22 protein-coding genes, 1 pseudogene and 1 riboswitch are annotated in these 16,002 nt (G+C 70.5%); of the genes and pseudogenes, 11 read left to right on the forward strand and 12 right to left on the reverse strand.

Going from position 1 to position 16,002, the window contains the following annotated elements; translation table 11 throughout:
• Nucleotides 1-406: pseudogene (locus tag MKK69_RS29280) on the reverse strand (phosphomethylpyrimidine synthase ThiC); the annotation flags it as partial.
• A gap of 72 nt (nt 407-478) precedes the next feature.
• Nucleotides 479-584, reverse strand: a riboswitch (TPP riboswitch).
• Between the two features lie 206 nt (nt 585-790).
• Between MKK69_RS29280 and MKK69_RS29285 the strand changes: the two are divergent.
• The 4 genes from MKK69_RS29285 (at nt 791) to MKK69_RS29295 (ending at nt 3,200) form a co-directional block, all read left to right on the forward strand.
• Nucleotides 791-1,360, forward strand: coding sequence for an alpha/beta hydrolase (locus tag MKK69_RS29285; RefSeq protein WP_313900892.1), 570 nt, complete (start codon nt 791-793; stop codon nt 1,358-1,360).
• A gap of 87 nt (nt 1,361-1,447) precedes the next feature.
• Nucleotides 1,448-1,621, forward strand: coding sequence for a hypothetical protein (locus MKK69_RS31290; protein WP_313900893.1), 174 nt, complete (start codon nt 1,448-1,450; stop codon nt 1,619-1,621).
• Between the two features lie 24 nt (nt 1,622-1,645).
• On the forward strand, nt 1,646-2,020 hold the full coding sequence (locus tag MKK69_RS29290; protein ID WP_243973680.1) for an HNH endonuclease: 375 nt from the start codon (nt 1,646-1,648) through the stop codon (nt 2,018-2,020).
• A gap of 109 nt (nt 2,021-2,129) precedes the next feature.
• Complete coding sequence (locus tag MKK69_RS29295) at nt 2,130-3,200, forward strand: acyltransferase family protein (RefSeq protein ID WP_243973681.1); 1,071 nt, start codon at nt 2,130-2,132, stop codon at nt 3,198-3,200.
• 9 nt (nt 3,201-3,209) lie between these two features.
• Here MKK69_RS29295 and MKK69_RS29300 read toward each other — a convergent pair whose 3' ends face one another.
• The gene (locus MKK69_RS29300; protein ID WP_243973682.1) at nt 3,210-3,455 is read right to left on the reverse strand and encodes a pilus assembly protein PilZ; all 246 of its coding nucleotides are present in this window, start codon (nt 3,453-3,455) and stop codon (nt 3,210-3,212) included.
• Between the two features lie 115 nt (nt 3,456-3,570).
• Nucleotides 3,571-3,969, reverse strand: coding sequence for a hypothetical protein (locus tag MKK69_RS29305; RefSeq protein ID WP_279598693.1), 399 nt, complete (start codon nt 3,967-3,969; stop codon nt 3,571-3,573).
• Nucleotides 3,970-4,207: 238 nt separating this feature from the next.
• Between MKK69_RS29305 and MKK69_RS29310 the strand changes: the two genes are divergently transcribed.
• Together MKK69_RS29310 and MKK69_RS29315 are read left to right on the forward strand one after the other, a co-directional pair.
• Nucleotides 4,208-4,588: an ATP-dependent helicase gene (locus MKK69_RS29310; RefSeq protein ID WP_243973684.1), complete on the forward strand. Its 381-nt coding sequence runs from the start codon at nt 4,208-4,210 to the stop codon at nt 4,586-4,588.
• Nucleotides 4,589-4,729: 141 nt separating this feature from the next.
• A complete protein-coding gene (locus tag MKK69_RS29315; protein ID WP_243973685.1) occupies nt 4,730-6,898 on the forward strand; it encodes a transglycosylase domain-containing protein in 2,169 nt (722 codons plus the stop codon).
• Nucleotides 6,899-6,999: 101 nt separating this feature from the next.
• On the opposite strand, the gene MKK69_RS29320 is transcribed toward MKK69_RS29315, so the two are convergent.
• The gene (locus MKK69_RS29320; RefSeq protein WP_243973686.1) at nt 7,000-7,839 is read right to left on the reverse strand and encodes an aldo/keto reductase; all 840 of its coding nucleotides are present in this window, start codon (nt 7,837-7,839) and stop codon (nt 7,000-7,002) included.
• A gap of 293 nt (nt 7,840-8,132) precedes the next feature.
• On the opposite strand from MKK69_RS29320, the gene MKK69_RS29325 reads away from it, so the two are divergent.
• Genes MKK69_RS29325 through MKK69_RS29335 form a run of 3 tightly spaced genes read left to right on the forward strand, consistent with a single transcriptional unit; the run spans nt 8,133 to nt 9,888 of the window.
• Nucleotides 8,133-9,206: an adenylate/guanylate cyclase domain-containing protein gene (locus MKK69_RS29325; RefSeq protein ID WP_243973687.1), complete on the forward strand. Its 1,074-nt coding sequence runs from the start codon at nt 8,133-8,135 to the stop codon at nt 9,204-9,206.
• A complete protein-coding gene (locus tag MKK69_RS29330) occupies nt 9,206-9,409 on the forward strand; it encodes a hypothetical protein (RefSeq protein WP_243973688.1) in 204 nt (67 codons plus the stop codon). Before MKK69_RS29325 ends, MKK69_RS29330 begins: the two co-directional genes overlap by 1 nt.
• Nucleotides 9,406-9,888 (forward strand): YaiI/YqxD family protein, encoded by a 483-nt coding sequence (locus MKK69_RS29335; RefSeq protein ID WP_243973689.1) that lies wholly within the window; start codon nt 9,406-9,408, stop codon nt 9,886-9,888. The genes MKK69_RS29330 and MKK69_RS29335 overlap by 4 nt, the downstream gene beginning before the upstream one ends.
• A gap of 30 nt (nt 9,889-9,918) precedes the next feature.
• Here the strand turns inward: MKK69_RS29335 and MKK69_RS29340 are convergent, their stop codons facing one another.
• The 7 genes from MKK69_RS29340 to MKK69_RS29370 form a co-directional block, all read right to left on the reverse strand.
• A complete protein-coding gene (locus tag MKK69_RS29340) occupies nt 9,919-10,191 on the reverse strand; it encodes a BrnA antitoxin family protein (RefSeq protein WP_243973690.1) in 273 nt (90 codons plus the stop codon).
• A gap of 6 nt (nt 10,192-10,197) precedes the next feature.
• Nucleotides 10,198-10,527 (reverse strand): hypothetical protein, encoded by a 330-nt coding sequence (locus MKK69_RS29345; RefSeq protein WP_243973691.1) that lies wholly within the window; start codon nt 10,525-10,527, stop codon nt 10,198-10,200.
• Between the two features lie 294 nt (nt 10,528-10,821).
• A complete protein-coding gene (locus MKK69_RS29350; protein ID WP_243973692.1) occupies nt 10,822-11,820 on the reverse strand; it encodes a cell envelope integrity protein TolA in 999 nt (332 codons plus the stop codon).
• A gap of 4 nt (nt 11,821-11,824) precedes the next feature.
• Entirely contained in the window at nt 11,825-12,298 is a 474-nt protein-coding gene (locus MKK69_RS29355; RefSeq protein WP_243973693.1) for an ExbD/TolR family protein, read from the reverse strand.
• Nucleotides 12,299-12,352: 54 nt separating this feature from the next.
• Nucleotides 12,353-13,045: a MotA/TolQ/ExbB proton channel family protein gene (locus tag MKK69_RS29360; protein ID WP_243973694.1), complete on the reverse strand. Its 693-nt coding sequence runs from the start codon at nt 13,043-13,045 to the stop codon at nt 12,353-12,355.
• Between the two features lie 132 nt (nt 13,046-13,177).
• Complete coding sequence (locus tag MKK69_RS29365; RefSeq protein WP_243973695.1) at nt 13,178-13,654, reverse strand: Tat pathway signal protein; 477 nt, start codon at nt 13,652-13,654, stop codon at nt 13,178-13,180.
• A gap of 68 nt (nt 13,655-13,722) precedes the next feature.
• Nucleotides 13,723-14,214: a hypothetical protein gene (locus tag MKK69_RS29370; protein ID WP_243973696.1), complete on the reverse strand. Its 492-nt coding sequence runs from the start codon at nt 14,212-14,214 to the stop codon at nt 13,723-13,725.
• A 429-nt stretch (nt 14,215-14,643) separates the two neighbouring features.
• On the opposite strand from MKK69_RS29370, the gene MKK69_RS29375 reads away from it, so the two are divergent.
• Nucleotides 14,644-15,072, forward strand: a complete 429-nt coding sequence (locus MKK69_RS29375; RefSeq protein WP_243973697.1) for an Hsp20 family protein — start codon at nt 14,644-14,646, stop codon at nt 15,070-15,072.
• 98 nt (nt 15,073-15,170) lie between these two features.
• On the forward strand, nt 15,171-15,455 hold the full coding sequence (locus MKK69_RS29380) for a DUF1150 family protein (RefSeq protein ID WP_243973698.1): 285 nt from the start codon (nt 15,171-15,173) through the stop codon (nt 15,453-15,455).
• 20 nt (nt 15,456-15,475) lie between these two features.
• Here MKK69_RS29380 and MKK69_RS29385 read toward each other — a convergent pair.
• Nucleotides 15,476-16,002 (reverse strand): alpha/beta hydrolase (locus MKK69_RS29385; protein ID WP_243973699.1); only part of this gene is annotated, 527 nt, incomplete at its 5' end.

A 16,002-nucleotide genomic window follows, 5' to 3' on the forward strand; every position in this document is an offset into this window, starting at 1 on the left:
GGGCGAATTCGTACTGCGTCACCGCCTGGCCCGGCGCCGCCTTGCGGATCGTGCGGGTGGCGGGGCAGGGGGCCACGAGCTTGTCGCCGGCAAAGCCGTTATCCTCGGGCTTGACCGCCCGGGGCGCGACGGACGTGTAGCCGCGCGCCGCGATCCAGGGCTCGCGCACGCCGGGCAGGCCGGCGCTGAGGTCGATGCGCGCGTCGGTCTCGGTATAGGGACCCGAGGGATCGTAGACCCGCACCGGCGCCTCCTTCGGGTCCGACAGGGCGATCTCTCGGTAGGGCACGCGGATGTCGGGCCGGCCGATCGGACTGGCGTAGACCTTGCGCGATCCGGTGACCGGACCGGTGGTCACGGCCTCGGGGCTGCCTTTCACGTCCTTGGGAAGAACGGGTGCGTTCATCGTGGGCCTCTCCTCGTGCTGGAGCGGTCCGGTCCACGCGATGGCTGAGATGAGAGAGGCGGGCGCACGGGCGCGACCGCAGGTTCCCGTCCCTCCGCCGGTATGAGCCGGATCAGGTTCAAGGGTCAGGGCAGCGTGCCCAATCTCAGCCCCCTGCGGGGCCCCCCTCGGAACGGTTCGAGACTCACAACTACGGACGACTTTGTCAATGCTGCCCGGGCGCTGGAACATTCGTCCGCGAAACCCGGTCCGAAGACCGGAAGGGTTTGCAGCGAGGATCCCGATCCCGTCAGCCGGGGCGGTGCAGGCGCGCGTCTTGCTGGGCGTCGGGAGACCGATTTAGGGAAGGCTCCCGCCGCGCACCGCCCACGCCAGCCGGTCCCCATGCGCCTTCTCGCCGGCTTCGCGCTCACCCTTCTGCTGCTCTACGGGCTGTCCCTTGCCGCGCTCACGCTCGGTCAACGCCGGTTCCTCTATCCGGGTGCCTATCGGCCTTCGGCGCCCTGGCCGCTCCCCCCGGGGGTCGGGGCGATCACGGTCACCACCGCGGACGGCGAGACGCTCCATGCCCTCTGGCGGCCGCCGCTTCCGGGTTGCGGGATCGTGGTGAGCTTCCACGGCAACGGCTCCCGCCCCGAGCCGCACGCGGCCCGCTTCTCAGCAGATCCCTGGCGCGCGGCCGGATGGGGCCTGCTCACCGCGGCCTATCGCGGCTATCCGGGCTCGACCGGCCACCCGACCGAGGACGGCCTGATCCAGGACGGTCTGGCGGCGGTGGCGACTGCGGCGGCACGGGCGCCCGGCGCGCCGATCCTGCTGCATGGACATTCCCTCGGCGCCGCCGTGGCGGTGGCGGTGGCCGAGCGCATGCCGCCGATCGGGCTCTACCTGGAGGCGCCGTTCGACTCGATGGTTCATGCCGTGCGGCTCCATGTCCCGCTGGCACCGTCCTAGCTCCTGCGCGACACCTATCGCTCGGATCTGCGCATCCGGAGCGGTACCGAGCCGATCCTGATCGTCCAGGGCCGCGACGATCCTGTGGTGCCGGCGAAGCTCGCCCTGGCGCTCGCCGCGGCGGCCGGGCCGCGGGCGCGGATCGCGGTGGTCCCGGGCGATCATGTCTCCATCTTCGGTGTCCGGGATCGGGAGGCCGAAGCGCTCTTCGGCGCGCGCGTCGGCCCGGCCTGCATGCCCGCGTCAGGAGCCGTGCGGTGAGAGCCGGAGTGAGGGAGGAGACGCGTGGTCGGACGGCGATCCCGGCGCTGGAGCGCCGATGATCCCGATCATCAGGACGGCGTCCCCCGGGCCGATCCGATCTGCCCGCTCTGCGAGAGGCCGATTCCGCCGCGCGCCCGTTCCAGCCTCCATCACCTGACCCCCAAGCTGAAGGGCGGCACGCATCGGGGCACCGTCCGGCTGCACCAGATCTGCCACTCGGCCATCCACGCCCGCTACAGCGAGGCCGAGATCGCCAAGCGGCTCGCCGACGTGGCGGCGCTGCGGCTGGATCCCGAAATCGCGCGGTTCCTCGTCTGGGTCCGCGGCAAGCCCGACGACTTCCACGCCGCCACGCGCATGACCCGCGACCGGAAGGGGGCCAAGCGCCGGACCTGAGCGGCGGGTGTTTACCCCGTCTTCGCCACGTCCGCAGAAGTCGTGCGCGGAAAGCATTGCCGTCAACCTCGCTTGGTCCAGGATCACTCCTGTCTCGAGGGATGCGGTGATGGCTGGGGCAGGGGACGCGCGGGATCGACTGGCCTGGGTCGACATCGCAAAGGGGATCTGCATCCTCCTGGTGGTGATGATGCACGCCGTGACGGGTACCGGCGAGGCCATGGGCGGCGAGGGCTTCCTTCACCCGGTGGTCGCCTTCGCGAAGCCGTTCCGGATCCCGGATTTCTTCCTGCTGTCGGGCCTGTTCGTGGGCCGGGTGATCGACCGCGACTGGCGCCTGTTCTCCGACCGGCGCGTGGTCCACTTCGCCTATTTCTACCTGCTGTGGCTCGTGATCCAGTCGGCGGCCCGGTACGGGAAGATCGTCGGCGACGACGGTCCGGCGGCCTTCGCGGCCCATCTGGCCCATGCCCTGGTCGAGCCCTATTCCACCTTGTGGTTCATCTACCTGCTGGCGGCGTTCTCGGTGGCGACCAAGGCCCTGCGCCGCGTCCCGAGCGGCGTGCTGCTGGCGGGGGCGGCGCTGCTGCAGATCGCCGACATCCGCAGCGACTCGACCCTGATCGAGGAATTCTGCGCGCGCTACGTCTACTTCGTCGCCGGGTACCTGTTCGCCGACCGGATCTTCGGCCTCGCCAACGCGGCGCGTCGGCGGGTCGGCCCGGCGCTGGCCGGCCTCGGCATCTGGGCCGTCCTGGAGGCCTGGCTCGCCCTGACGCCGTCGGCCGATCCCGCGCATCCGACCCTGGCCAGCCTGCCGGTGGTCAGCCTCGCCCTGGGTGCGGCCGGTGCGCTGGCCATCGTGGTGGCGGCCGCGCTGATCGGCCGGGCGGGCGGCCCCGTCGCCGAGGCGATCCGGACCTGCGGGCAGCGCTCGATCGTGATCTACCTCGCCTTCTCGCTGCCGATGGCCGCGACGCGGGAGATTCTGGTCCGGACCGGGATGATCACCGATATCGGCGTCGTCAGCCTGATCGTCATCTTGGTCGCGGTGCTGCTGCCGCTGGGGCTGGAGCGGCTCGTGCGCAACACGCCGCTCGGCCTGCTCTTCGTCCGGCCCGCCTGCTTCCACCTCGCGGCGGGCGGCGCGCCGGTGAGGCCGGCTCTGCCGGCGACCTGACCGGGGATTTCAACCCTCGAAGGCGATGCCGATCCGGCGGCTGCGCCGCCACGCCACGGCGGCCGGCCGCGGATCGCTGCCTTCCGTGAGCCGCACCGGGAAACGATCCGGCACCGGCTGGTCGGTCTCGACCTCGATCTGCGCACCCGTCTCGGTCGCGTCCCAGACCAGGCAGGCGACCTCGCCGCAGGCGAGCAGAAGAGAGCCGAAGGTGAAGGCATTCCTGCGGAACGTGCCGCGGCGGTCCTCCGTCATGCGCCTCTCCCTCGGCCTCGCGACCCGGCGGAGCCGGGCTCCGCGGCACGGGATGATGTCGGATGCCGGTTAACAGGCCGGATACGGCAGACTAGGCGTTTCTGGATGCCGGTGATCAATAATCGTCCGGGTCACCCCGGTAGCGCCGCGGCGCCGGCCCGTAATCCTCGTCGTAACGGCGACGCATCGGCGGGCGATTGTAGTCCCGGCCGTAGCGGTCCGGGTCGCGGCGACGGTCATCGTAACCGTCGTCCCGGTCGCGGTCGCTGTTCCGGCCCGCGGCGATGCGCGGCGCATACCAGCAGCTCTTCGGCTGGCCCGGGGCCGGGTCGCCGAAGGTCTGTGTGTTGCAGGGGACCATGCCGCCCTGCGGAAACGGGCGGCCGTTGGTCCGGCCGGGGACCCCGTAATAGACGTTGGTGGGGTAGGGCATCCGGCAGACGCCGCCCTCCTGGGCGCAGCCCACCAGGTTCACCGTGTCGAGCTGATAGGCATGAGCCGCGGCGAGCCCCATCAGGCTCGCCCCCAGCGAGCCGGCCGCGACGGCCAGAGCGATCCGATTCCACACGTCCCCGATTCCCCCATGGTGCGTGATGACGGTGCCGCTTAAACCGGCCGACGGCTTCCGGCCAGCGACAGCGCTCGTTATGGCGTGGCCGGGCGTTCGATTTTACGCGCAGGCGCGGATCCACCGCCGTCAGGACGTCACGCGGCGCCCCGGTGCCCGCCGAAAGCCGCCTTGGGAGGGCCTGATGAGGGATACGTCCGCGCAGGAACTGCTGCTCCTCAGCGCGCTGCAGGAATGCCGGATCCAGCTCGAGGCGGCGCAGCGGGACGAGGCGAGCCGCGCCGTCATGCGACGCGAGCTCGATGACGCCCTCCGGCGCGCGGAGGCGCTCGCGGCCGAAGTCGTTCTCGAACGGGAGCGGACCGAGGCGGTCCGCCTGGTGCTCTCCGCCGCGGTGATGAGCCTCTGGCGGTTCGGCCTGCGCCGTCGCCTGTTCCGCGCCCGCATCGTCCGGCTCGGCCGGCAGACGCCGGATTCGGGTCCTGAGGCAGCGCGGCACGCGGTTCTGCTCGCCGAGGCCCGGCGCGTGCTCGGCGCGGCGCCGTCGGTCGATCCGTCCGCTTAAGCGAAGGCGCATCCGTCCGGTCGCGAAGAACGGGTGACGAACGGTTCGATAACGGCCCCTTAAACCGCCGCATTTAGCGTGCGGAAACCGAGGCGCGTTTCGGGCGACGCGCGCCGGTCCGATCAGTCACAGACGGGATGCATGGCCAAGGGTCGAGGCAGGATGGAGCCGAATTTCGACGTGCCCGAGGGGCGCGTCCGGGATCGCGGCGAACTCGATCTGCGCCTGTCCCGGGACGATCGTCCCAAGACAGGAGACGGCGTGGGCAAGCGAGCGGGTGGTCCGGCACGCAAGCCGGGCAGGGCGGCGGCACGTCCGAAGGCCTCGGGCCGGCGGCGGCGCTCGTGGTTGGGCCGGCTCGTCTACAGCACCGTGGTGCTCGGCCTCTGGGCGGTGATCGGGCTCGCCGGGCTCATCGCCTACCACGCCTCGCAGTTGCCGCCGATCGACCAGCTCGCGGTGCCGAAGCGCCCGCCCAACATCGCCATCCTGGCGAGCGACGGCACGCTGCTGGCCAACCGCGGCGAGACCGGCGGCCGGGTGGTCTCGATCAAGGAGCTGCCGCCCTACCTGCCGCGCGCCTTCGTGGCGATCGAGGACCGGCGGTTCTATCAGCATTTCGGCGTCGACCCGGTCGGTATCCTCCGGGCCATCGGCCAGAATCTGACCCGGCGCGGCGTCGCGCAGGGCGGCTCGACGCTGACGCAGCAGCTCGCCAAGAACCTGTTTCTGACCCCCGAGCGGTCGGCATCGCGAAAGATCCAGGAGGCGATCCTCGCCCTCTGGCTGGAGCACAAGTACAGCAAGGACGAGATCCTCGAACTGTACCTCAACCGGGTCTATTTCGGCGCCGGCGCCTACGGGGTCGAGGCGGCGGCGCAGCGCTATTTCGGCAAGCCCGCCAAGGAGGTCTCCCTGGCGCAGGCGGCGATGCTCGGCGGCCTCGTCCAAGCGCCCTCGCGGCTGGCCCCGAACCGCAACCTACCGGCGGCCCAGGCCCGCGCCGCGCAGGTGCTCGCCGCCATGCAGGAACTCGGCTTCGCCTCGGCGCAGGACGTGCGGGTGGCGCTCGCCCAGCCGGCCAAGCCCGCCAACGCCCGCGGCGGCGGCTCGGCCAACTACGTCGCCGACCTCGTGATGGACGTGCTCGACGACTACGTCGGCAAGTTCGACACCGACATCACCGTCCAGACCACCGTCGATACGGCCCTTCAGGCCACCGCCGAGAAGGCGCTGACGGATGAGCTCAACGCCAAGGGCGCGCGCTACAATGTCGGCCAGGGTGCGATGGTGTCGATGCGCCCCGACGGGGCGATCCGCGCGCTGATCGGCGGCCGCGACTACGCGCAGAGCCAGTTCAACCGCGCCACCACGGCCAAGCGCCAGCCGGGCTCGTCGTTCAAGCCGTTCGTGTATCTCGCCGCCGTGGAGCACGGGGCCACCCCCGACACGGTGCGGGAGGACGCGCCGATCCGGATCGGCACCTGGGCGCCGGAGAACTACTCGCACCGCTACGAGGGTCCGGTGACCCTGCGCACCGCGCTGGCCCAGTCGCTCAACACCGTGGCGGTGCGGCTGGGCCAGGAGGTCGGCCCGAAGGCGGTCGTGCAGACGGCGCAGCGGCTCGGCATCACCTCGCCGCTCCAGGCCAACGGCTCGATCGCGCTCGGGACCTCCGAGGTGACCCTGCTGGAGATGGTCGGCGCCTACGGCGCCTTCGCCAACGGCGGCACCGGCGTCATCCCCTATGTGGTCACCGCCGTGAAGGGCCAGGGCGGCACCGTGCTCTACAAGCGCTCCGAGAACGGGCTGGGCCGGGTGATCGACCCCAACGCCGACGGCATGATGAACGCCATGATGCACGAGACCTTCGTCTCGGGCACCGGCAAGAAGGCCGACATTCCGGGCTGGGACCTCGCTGGCAAGAGCGGGACCACCCAGGATTACCGCGACGCGTGGTTCATCGGCTTCTCGGGCAGCCTCGTGACCGGGGTCTGGCTCGGCAACGACGATGGCGAACTCACCAAGAAGGTCTCTGGCGGAAACCTGCCGGCGGAGATCTGGAAGGCTTACATGACCCAGGCGCTCAAGGGTCAGACGCCGGTGCCGCTGCCCGGCCTGAACCGCTGGCGCAAAGCGCCGGAGACGACCGCCTCGGTGGCCAATGCCGCCCCTGGAACGCCGGCCGGGATCCTCGGACAGATCTTTGGCGAGCCGGAGGCCCCCGCACCGCGTCCGGCGGCGGCGTCGCGGCGTGCGCCGAAGGATGACCGCAACTTCATCGAGAAGCTGTTCGGGATCGGGGACTGACCGTCGACAGGCATCTCGCCGGACCCCTGGTCGTGTCGGTGGATGCGGCGTTCTCCGCCACCAGGACCGCCGGCCGTAGCCGGATCGAATGCCGCTGATGCTCACAGCATCGGCAGCATCCGCGGACGCGGGCCTCTCGGGAAATGCGCGTCGAGCGAAGCGATCTCGGCCGGCGTCAGCCGCAGGTCGGCCGCGCCGGCATTCTCGATGGCGCGGGCCCGGCGCCCGGTCTTGGGAATCGTGAACGTCCCGGTCATGCGGGTCAGGAAGGCCAGGGCCACGGCATGGGGCGTCGTCCCGTGCGTCCCAGCGATCCCCGCCAGGGCCTGCCCGCCGGGACTCGCGGGATCGGGGAAGTCGCCGCTGCCGAAGGGCGAATACCCGATCAGGGCGACGCCGTTCTTCTCGCACCAGGGCAGCACGGCATGCTCGATCGCCCGTTCGTTCAGATGGTACAGGACCTGATTGCAGGCGATCCGATCCGGCCCGGCGATGGCGAGCGCCCGGTCGAGATCCGCGACATCGAAGTTGCTGACGCCCCAGGACAGGATCTTCCCAGCCCGCCGCAGATCCTCGAACCCGGCGATCGTCTCCTCCAGAGGATGCTGGCCCGGCCAGTGCAGCAGGTAGCTGTCGAGGCGGTCGGTGCGCAGCCGCCGGAGGGAGTCCTCGCAGGCCCGCGCGACGCCGCGGCGGGTCGCGTTCCCCGGAACCACCTTCGAGACCAGGAACACCTCCTCGCGGCAATCCACGATCGCCTCGGCGACGATGGCCTCGGCATCGCCGTACATCTCGGCCGTATCGATATGGGTCATCCCGGCGTCGATTCCGGCGCGAAGCGCGGCGATCGCATCGCCCCGGTCCGATCGGTCGATGTGCCAGGTGCCCTGGCCGATCACCGGCACCTGGACGCGGGTCGCACCGAAGCTCCTGGCATGCATGGCATCGTTCCCTTCCCTGTCTCGGCGGCTCTGCGGTGGCCGCGGACCCCGAAGGACCCGGACCCCGCAGAAGCCGCGACGGTTTCGCGATTGTGCCGACCGACACGCCTTACTCGCGCCATCTTGGATTGTTGAGCAATGGGGGTCGCGTGACGGCGGCGCTGCACTTTAGGCCATGGCCTGACGTCCGGAGGCCCGGGCCCGCTAGGCCGGTGCCGCCGCGCCCTCGCGCCGGTCGCGTGGGACCGGGATCGGGCTGCGGCCGGTCGGCTGGCCATGCTGGAGTTGCGCCGATGCTGCCCGCCCACCGCGTCTTCTGGGTCCTGATCCTGCTGGCGGCCGCGGGCGCCGGACTGCTCTACAACATCATCTTCGCGGCGGGCGCCTCGCCGCTCGCCGGGTTCACCTACGGGCTCTGCATGGGCGCGACGGTGCTGGCCTTCGATCGCGGCCTGATCCTGGCGGGCCTGCAGGCGCGGATCCGGCGTTTCCCGGCCTGGCTCTACGTCGTGGCGGCCGAACTCGCCTACGTTCTGATGATCATGGCCGGCAACGCCCTGGGCGGTCTGCTGGTCTGGGCCTTCGCACTCACCCCCGACGACCTCGCCTCGGCGACCCGGATGACCGCGCGGGTCCTCGCCTATGCCCTGGCGGTCTCCGGCCTCCTGGTCTTCGTGATCCGGATGCGCGATCTGATCGGGGGCGAGGTGTTCGTGAACTTCATGATCGGCCGCTACCACCGGCCGGTGGCGGAGGAGCGGATCTTCCTGTTCCTCGACGTGGTCGGCTCGACGGCCTTCGCGGAGGCGCATGGCGACCTCCGGGCGCAGGATTATCTCGGAGCCGTCTTCGCGACCCTGGCCGAGCCGGTCCGCCGCAACGGCGGGTCCGTCGACGATTATGTCGGGGACCTCGCCATCATCACGTGGCCGATGGCCCGCGGCCTCAAGGATGCGCGCTGCGTGACCTGCCTGTTCGACGTGATCGACCGGATCGAGGCGGATGCGGCGGCCTGGACGACCCGGTTCGGGACGGTGCCGCGGCTCCGGGCGGCGCTGCACGGCGGCTCGGTGGTCACGGCCGAAGTCGGTGTCGACCGGCACAAGATCGCGTATTTCGGCGACGCCGTGAACGTGACGTCGCGGATCGAGGCCCTGTGCCGTCCGCTGGGCGTCGGGATCCTGATCTCGCAGGATCTCCTCGATCGGCTGGCGCGGCTGCCGGACGGGGTCCGTGCGCGTTCGCTGGGGGCCCACGCCCTGCGGGGGCGCGGTGCCCCGCTCGCGGTGGCCACGCTCGAGCGCGGGGATGGCGAGGCCGTGCCCCTAACCGGCCTCGAACCGCGCCGCCTGGCGGCCGCCCGCTGATGGCCTCCGCCGATGCCCCGCCCTCCGCGCTGCTCATGGCCATAAAGATGTCGCTGCGCTTCGGTCTGCCGCTGATCGGGTTGCTGGTCTTCGGGCACGCCGTCCTGATCTCGGTCGGCGGCGACATCGAGCGCTGGCAATTCGCCCTCGGTGTCCTCCTGATCCTGGCCGGCTTCACCTCCAAGCTCGTTCCGCGGTCGTGAGCACGGAGCCGGCGGGACCGCCGATCTACCTCGACGCCGATGCCTGCCCGGTGAAGGACGAGACCTACCGGGTCGCCGCCCGCTACGGGCTCACCGTTCACGTGGTCGCCAACAGCGTCCTGAACCTGCCGCGGGAACCCTGGATCGTGCGCGTCGTGGTCGGTTCCGCCCTCGATGCCGCCGACGATTGGATCGCCGAGCGGGCAGGGCCCGGGAGCATCGTTCTCACCGCCGACGTGCCGCTCGCCGCCCGGTGCGTGAAGGTCGGCGCGACGGTCCTGGCCTTCACCGGCAAGCCGTTCAGCGAATCTTCGATCGGCATGGCGCTGGCGACCCGCGATCTGATGCAATCCCTGCGCGAGGCTGGGACGATCACCGGCGGCCCGAAGCCGTTCTCCCGCGCCGATCGTTCGGCCTACCTGTCGGCCCTGGACCGCGCGGTGAACCGGATCCTGCGCGAACGTCCGCGCAACGCCTGAGGATCGGAGGCCGGACGTTCCCGTGCCGGGTCAGTCCTGCGTGGCCGGGACGAGTGCCTTGAGTGCTGCGTTGATACGGTCCTGCCAGCCGGGACCGTCCTTCTGGAAATGGGCCAGAACCGCGCTGTCGAGGCGCAGGCTGACCATCTCCCGCGCCCCGGGCGGCACGATCGCGCGGGGGGCCGCTGGCTGCTGCGGTGGCGGTGGCGGTGCCTCCGGCTTGGGAGACGTGGCGGCCCGGAAGGCCGCTTCGGCCGCCGCGCGGGGATCGGTGAAGCGGCGGCGGTTGCGATCTTCGGCCATCGGCCTCTAATCCTTTGCCGCGGTCTTTTTCGGCGCAGCCTTCTTGGCGGCACCCTTGCCCGCGCTTTTCGCGGCCGATTTGGCTTCCTTCTCAGCCGCCTTGGCCTGCGCCTCCGCAGCCTCCTTGGCGAGCCGGAGGGAGCGCAGCTTGACGGTCCGCTCATCGACCGCCTTGATGGCCGCGTGATGTTCCGCCATCGCCTGCGCGCCCTCGCGAGCCATCCGCTCGGCGCGCTCCGCGCGTTCGGCGCGGTTTTCAGCGCGCGTCTTCGCCTCCGCTTCCGCGTCGCGGATGGCATTCGCCTCGTCGAGGTCGAACTCAGTCTCGTCGCTCATCCTGTGCCTTTCGCCCCGGCCCAGGGGGTCCGGCCCTGCGCACTCTGCGCTGGGCGGCGACTGGGCGGGTCCGGCCTGTTCGAGGGGGGAGGGCAAGGCCGGATGACGCGCTCCCCTGTTCCGTAACCGGAGGCACACGGGAGCGTGTCCGGTGACGCTTTAGCATGCTCGCCCAGCCGATGGCGAATCCGCCGTGGGGGTCCGTCCGATCAGCGCACAATATTCGCTGAGATCGGCGGAAGTTTTGATCAGTGCAGACTGCACCGCGCTTAGCCAAGCGTTGTGACGCTGAGTTTACCGCACCCGGAAGTTGAGGGGAATGGACACGGACAGGCTCGGCTGGGCCACGCCGCTGGGGGCCGGCGGGAGGCTGCCGCGCACCGCCGAGAGCGCGGCGCTGTCGATCTGGCCGACCCCGCTGGATCGGGCGACGCCGGCAGCCGTGACCTGGCCCGAGCGCAGGACGGTGAAGCGGACCACCGCCGTCCCGCCACCGGTGCCGTTGGCGGCACCGGCATTCATCCGCCCGTGGATCGCCGCGCTGATCGCCCCGGTCCATTGCCGCAGCGCGCTCGGATCGTTGCCCGCCGCTGCGCGGCCGGCCGCGTTCTGCCGCGACGCCGAGGCGGAGTTGCGCGCCTCGGCGCCGTCCTGGGCCTTCGCCTGACGCGCCTTGGCCTCCCGCGCGGCCTTCGCCTTGGCTTCGCGGATCTCCTCCAGGCGTTCCTGCCGCGCCTCCTCGCGCTTCTGCTCGCGAAGTTTCTCCTCCCGGATCTTGCGCAGCTTCGCCTCCCGCTCGGCTTTCAGCTTGGCGGGATCAGGCGTCGGCTTCGGCGGTTCTTCGGTCTTCGCCACCTCGGCGGGCGGGGGCGCCTCGGGCTCGGCCGCCTCGGAGGTGGAGGTGATCACCTGGCTCGGCGGCTCGACCGGCACAGCCTCCGGCGGTGGCTCGACCGCGGGACTCTCCTCCGGCTTCACTTCGGCGGTCTCGGCTGGCGGTGGGGGCTGGACCGCCTCGTCGGGGGGCAGTTCGACGGGCTTCGTCTCCGGTGGCGCCGCCTGGCTCATCTGCTGCTCGGACGGGGCTTCCGTCGGCGCATCGGTCATGATCGGCGCGAGATCCACGGTGACCTGCTGTTCGCCCGGGGGGGTGGGCGGCGCGAGCTGCAGGAACATCGCGGCCGCTAGCGCGAGGGCATGCAGGCCCAGCGCGACCAGGAACGCCGCGACCAGACCGGACGGCCGGCGCCCCCCGAGATCATCCGACAGATCCGTCGACACGAAGCGGTTCATCGGCTCAGCGCGGGGCCCCTGCCGGGACAGCGGGTGCCGCCGGCGCGGCGCCGCCGGGCGATTGCGCGATCAGCGATACCTTGGTGAAGCCGGCCTGGCCCACGAGACCCATCACCTCCATGACCTTGCCGTAGGGCACGTCCCGGTCGCCGCGTACCAGGATCACCTGGTTCTTGTCGGCGGCGGCCATCTCCCGAAGCCGCGGCACGAGGCTGTCCATCGTGAACACCTCCTTGGCGATGGATGGATTGCCGTCTTTGTCCACCGTCACCTCCTGAGGCTTCTTCGATTGCGCCACCTTGGGGGCCGCGGTCTTCGGCAATTGCACGGGCACACCGGTGGTCATCAGCGGGGCGGCGACCATGAAGATGATCAGCAGCACCAGCATCACGTCGACCATCGGGGTCACGTTGATGTCGGACATCGGCACGTCGTCGAGGTCGTCCTCGTCGCTCGCGCGAATGGATCCCATCGCCATCGGGCGTCTCCGGTTCCGGTGCGTTCGGCCCGAGCGTGCGGGCGCGGAGGGGGCTTATTCGGCCGCGGCGCGGTGCTTCGCGCCGGCACGGTCGCGGGCGAGGCGGTTGCCCAGCATCGAGATGTAGGAGGAGAACATGCTCTGGACGGCGCCGACGTCGCCCGACAGCTTGTTGTAGGCCATGACGGCCGGGATGGCGACGACGAGGCCGATGGCGGTGGCGAACAGGGCCTCCGCGATACCCGGTGCGACGACGGCGAGCGACGTGTCCTGGCTCCGCGCGATCGACGAGAACGAGTTCATGATGCCCCAGACCGTGCCGAACAGGCCGACGAACGGAGCGGTCGAGCCTGACGTCGCCAGCAAGGAGAGGCCGGTGCGCAGGCGCTTCATCTCGAGGGTGAGGGCACCCTTCATCGCCCGCTCGATCCGCTCCCGGCGCTCCGCCCGCGTCTCGGAGGCGTCCTGGTCGCGCCAGGCGTCGATGGCGGCGCGCACGACGTGGCCGGCGATGCCGTCGAGTTCGCCGTCGAGATTCCCGCCGGACTGAACCAGCGTGGCGAATTCCCTCGCCTGGCGCCGGGCGGCGACGAGGCGGATGATCTTCTCGAAGACCACCGTCCAGCAGGCGATGGAGGCGACCACCAGGAGGATCATCACGCCCTTCACGATCGGGTCGGCCTGCAGGAACAGGCCGAGGAACGAGAAGTCGTGGGCCGCCTCGATCGGGGCTTGTGTCGGGTCCATCGCGGGCTCCTGGCGTCCTAGATCTCACGCGGCTGTCCGCCGCCGCCGTATCGGGTGCGGCGCGTGCCGCTCACCGCCCGGCGATCCGTGGCGCCGGGCGGTTTCGTCGCGTCATCCGTCGGACCGATGCGATCAGCGGTCGAACGGCAACCCGGCCTTGGTCTCGGTCTCGGTCCGTTCGAGGCAGGCCTCGCGGGCAGCGTCGCCACCGTCGCAGGACAAAACATCGTTCAAAAGGACCCGCCCGACCTTGTTGCAGGCGATCCCGGGGAAATCGAAGATTTTCACCACCGTCTTCCGCGGCGGAAGCGGACCGAGCTCGACGGCCACGCGCTTCTGCGCCACCCCGTCCGTGTCGAAGGCGAAGAGATCGACCTTGTAGGATTTGAGGCCCGCGCCCTTGGTGTTGTCGATCACCATCGTGATCCGGCACGCCTCACCGGCGGTCTCCACCTTGTTGAGCTGCAGCTTCAGCGGCGCTGCCTTCTCGGCCCCGTCCTGAGCGAGAGCAGAGGCGATCAGGAGCGCCGAGATCGCGACGCAGGCCGCGGTGTCCAGGGCGAGACGCCCGATCCGGCGACGGTACAGATGAACACGCAGGGCTAGCACCGAACCGTCGTCCTTTCTGATCCGGTCGGGCGACGCGGCGCCCGCCGGTGTGACCGATCCCCGGAGGATCAATGAAGCACCACGCCACCGCGGCAGGCCGGCGGCGCCAGACGCGCGGCCGCTGCCTCCAGCGGTTCGACGGCCGCGCGGACCGCCTCAACGAGACGGGGCGCCGCCGTGCGCCCGGTGATCTCCGCCGCCGCCGCCTCCAGATCCGCCCGGAGCCGGCGGCGGCCCCGGTTGATCAGGTCGACCAGCGCGCATTCGTGTCCGGTGACGCGGCAGCAGCTCGCCGGCATGAACGACCAGTCTGCGTCCCGCTCGGCGCGTAGGGCCCGGATGATCGCCACGACGCTGGCCACGAAACGGCAGCCTTCCGCGGCTCCCAGCAATTGCTCGGCCCCGTCGAACGCCGCGTTCCAGCAGGCCACGTCGCTGGTCATGTATCCGGCCGCGACGAAACGGGCCACCGACAACGCCAGGATCTCGGCCTCGTCGCCGCACACATCGGCAACGCGCCGCAACGCCGCACCGTTCGCCGGGATCTGGGGGGCGTTCATGGGCTCCGGTGCCTCGGCTCGAAGGCAAAATCCAAGGCGATCGTCCCGGCGGGCGGGCCGATCACCAAGGGGCGCAGTAAGCCACGCACGGCCTATGGATCAAGGCCCGACGCGAATATCAGAGCAGTTCCAAATTGTTAGGGGCGAGCGTGACCTTTTCCGAACCTGCCATACTTTCCTGGTCCGGATTGCCGAATGGTCCCGATACGCGTCTTGGCCCGGACTTCTGCTCATCCCACCGTCCGGCGAAGGAAACTGACCGTCTCTCTTGATGGCCCGCGGGACGGCGGCCATATCCTTCTCTTGCCGGCGTCGTCTCGTCCGGCGGAGCGCTGCCCCGGCGGGCTCCCTGTCAACGAGGTGCTCAGGCATCCCGGAGCGGCGGCAAGCCCTGGGGTCGGAGGCTTCGCCTTCTGGATGACGGCCGCGATGACGCGCAACTCGCCCTTCGGGCACCCGTTCCTGCTCGGCTTCGACGAGATCGAGCAGGCCCTCGACCGGGTCTCCAAAGCCGCCAACGATGGCTATCCGCCCTACAATATCGAGCGCCTGCCGCGCACCGAGAGCGAACCCGAACGGCTGCGGATAACGCTTGCTGTCGCCGGCTTCACCCGCGAGCAGCTCGATGTGATGCTGGAGGAGAGCCAACTCGTGGTGCGCGGCCGGCAGGTGGACGAGCGTGAGCGGCATTTCCTCCACCGCGGCATTGCGGCGCGCCAGTTCCAGCGGACCTTCCTGCTGGCCGACGGCATGGAGGTTCTGGGCGCCGATCTCGCCAACGGCCTGCTGTCGATCGACCTGGTCCGGCCGGAGCCGGATCGGATCGTGCGCAAGATCGATATCGGCGCGCGCGACTGAGCCGGATTGATCGGACGTCAATAATCCCCACATCAACGACGTGCCACTGGTGCCTACGGGACTGGTGGAGGACGCTCTGCCACCCCAGGAGGGCCTTGATGACCGCTTTGAATCCGTCTCCCTTCACGCCCGCCGACCTCGACCCGGCCGATTTCCAACCGGCCGATCTCGCGGCGCTCGGTGAGGGGCATATCGCCTATGTCCGGCCGATCCGGTCCGACGAGGTGCGCCGCTTCTTCCCGCAGGCCCCCGAGCTGACGCCGGGCCTCGATCTGTTCGCGCTGCTCTCCGCGAGCGGCGCGCCGATCATGCTGGCCGATTCCCGCGATGTGGTCCTGGCCAATGCCGTTGCGAACGACCTGCAGCCGGTCAGCCTGCACTGAGACTGCCGGGATCGGACCCGTCAGGCCCTCTCGGCCACCGCCGCCACGAGCCGCGCGATATCCTGCGGCCGCGACAGGCGGTGGTCGCCATCGGCGATCAGCGTGAGCACCGTCCCCTCGGCGGGAAGACGCCCGAGGATCTTCAAAGCGTGGGTGTACGGCACGTCCGCATCGCGCATCCCCTGCAGAATGTGGATTGGGCAGCCGGGATCGAGCGGATCGCCGAGGAGGCAGTTCCTGCGGCCATCCTCGATCAGGGTCAGCGTGATCGGGTCCGGTTCCGGCGCGTAGTCGCTCGGTCGCTTGAGGATCCCGTCCCGGACCAGGGCCGCACGGGCCGGCTCGGCGAGACGATTCCAGATCAGATCCTCCGTGAAGTCCAGGGCCGGCGCGATCAGCACGAGGCCCGCGGTCTTGTCGCCTCGGAGCGCCCGATCCCGGGCTGCCAGGCAGGCGATCCAACCCCCCATCGAGGAGCCGACCAGGATCGGCGCTGCCTCGACATGGGCGCCGAGCACCGCCTGCGCGTCCTCCAGCCACGACGTGA

This window comes from Methylobacterium sp. J-026, from assembly GCF_022829585.1.
GTDB lineage: Bacteria > Pseudomonadota > Alphaproteobacteria > Rhizobiales > Beijerinckiaceae > Methylobacterium.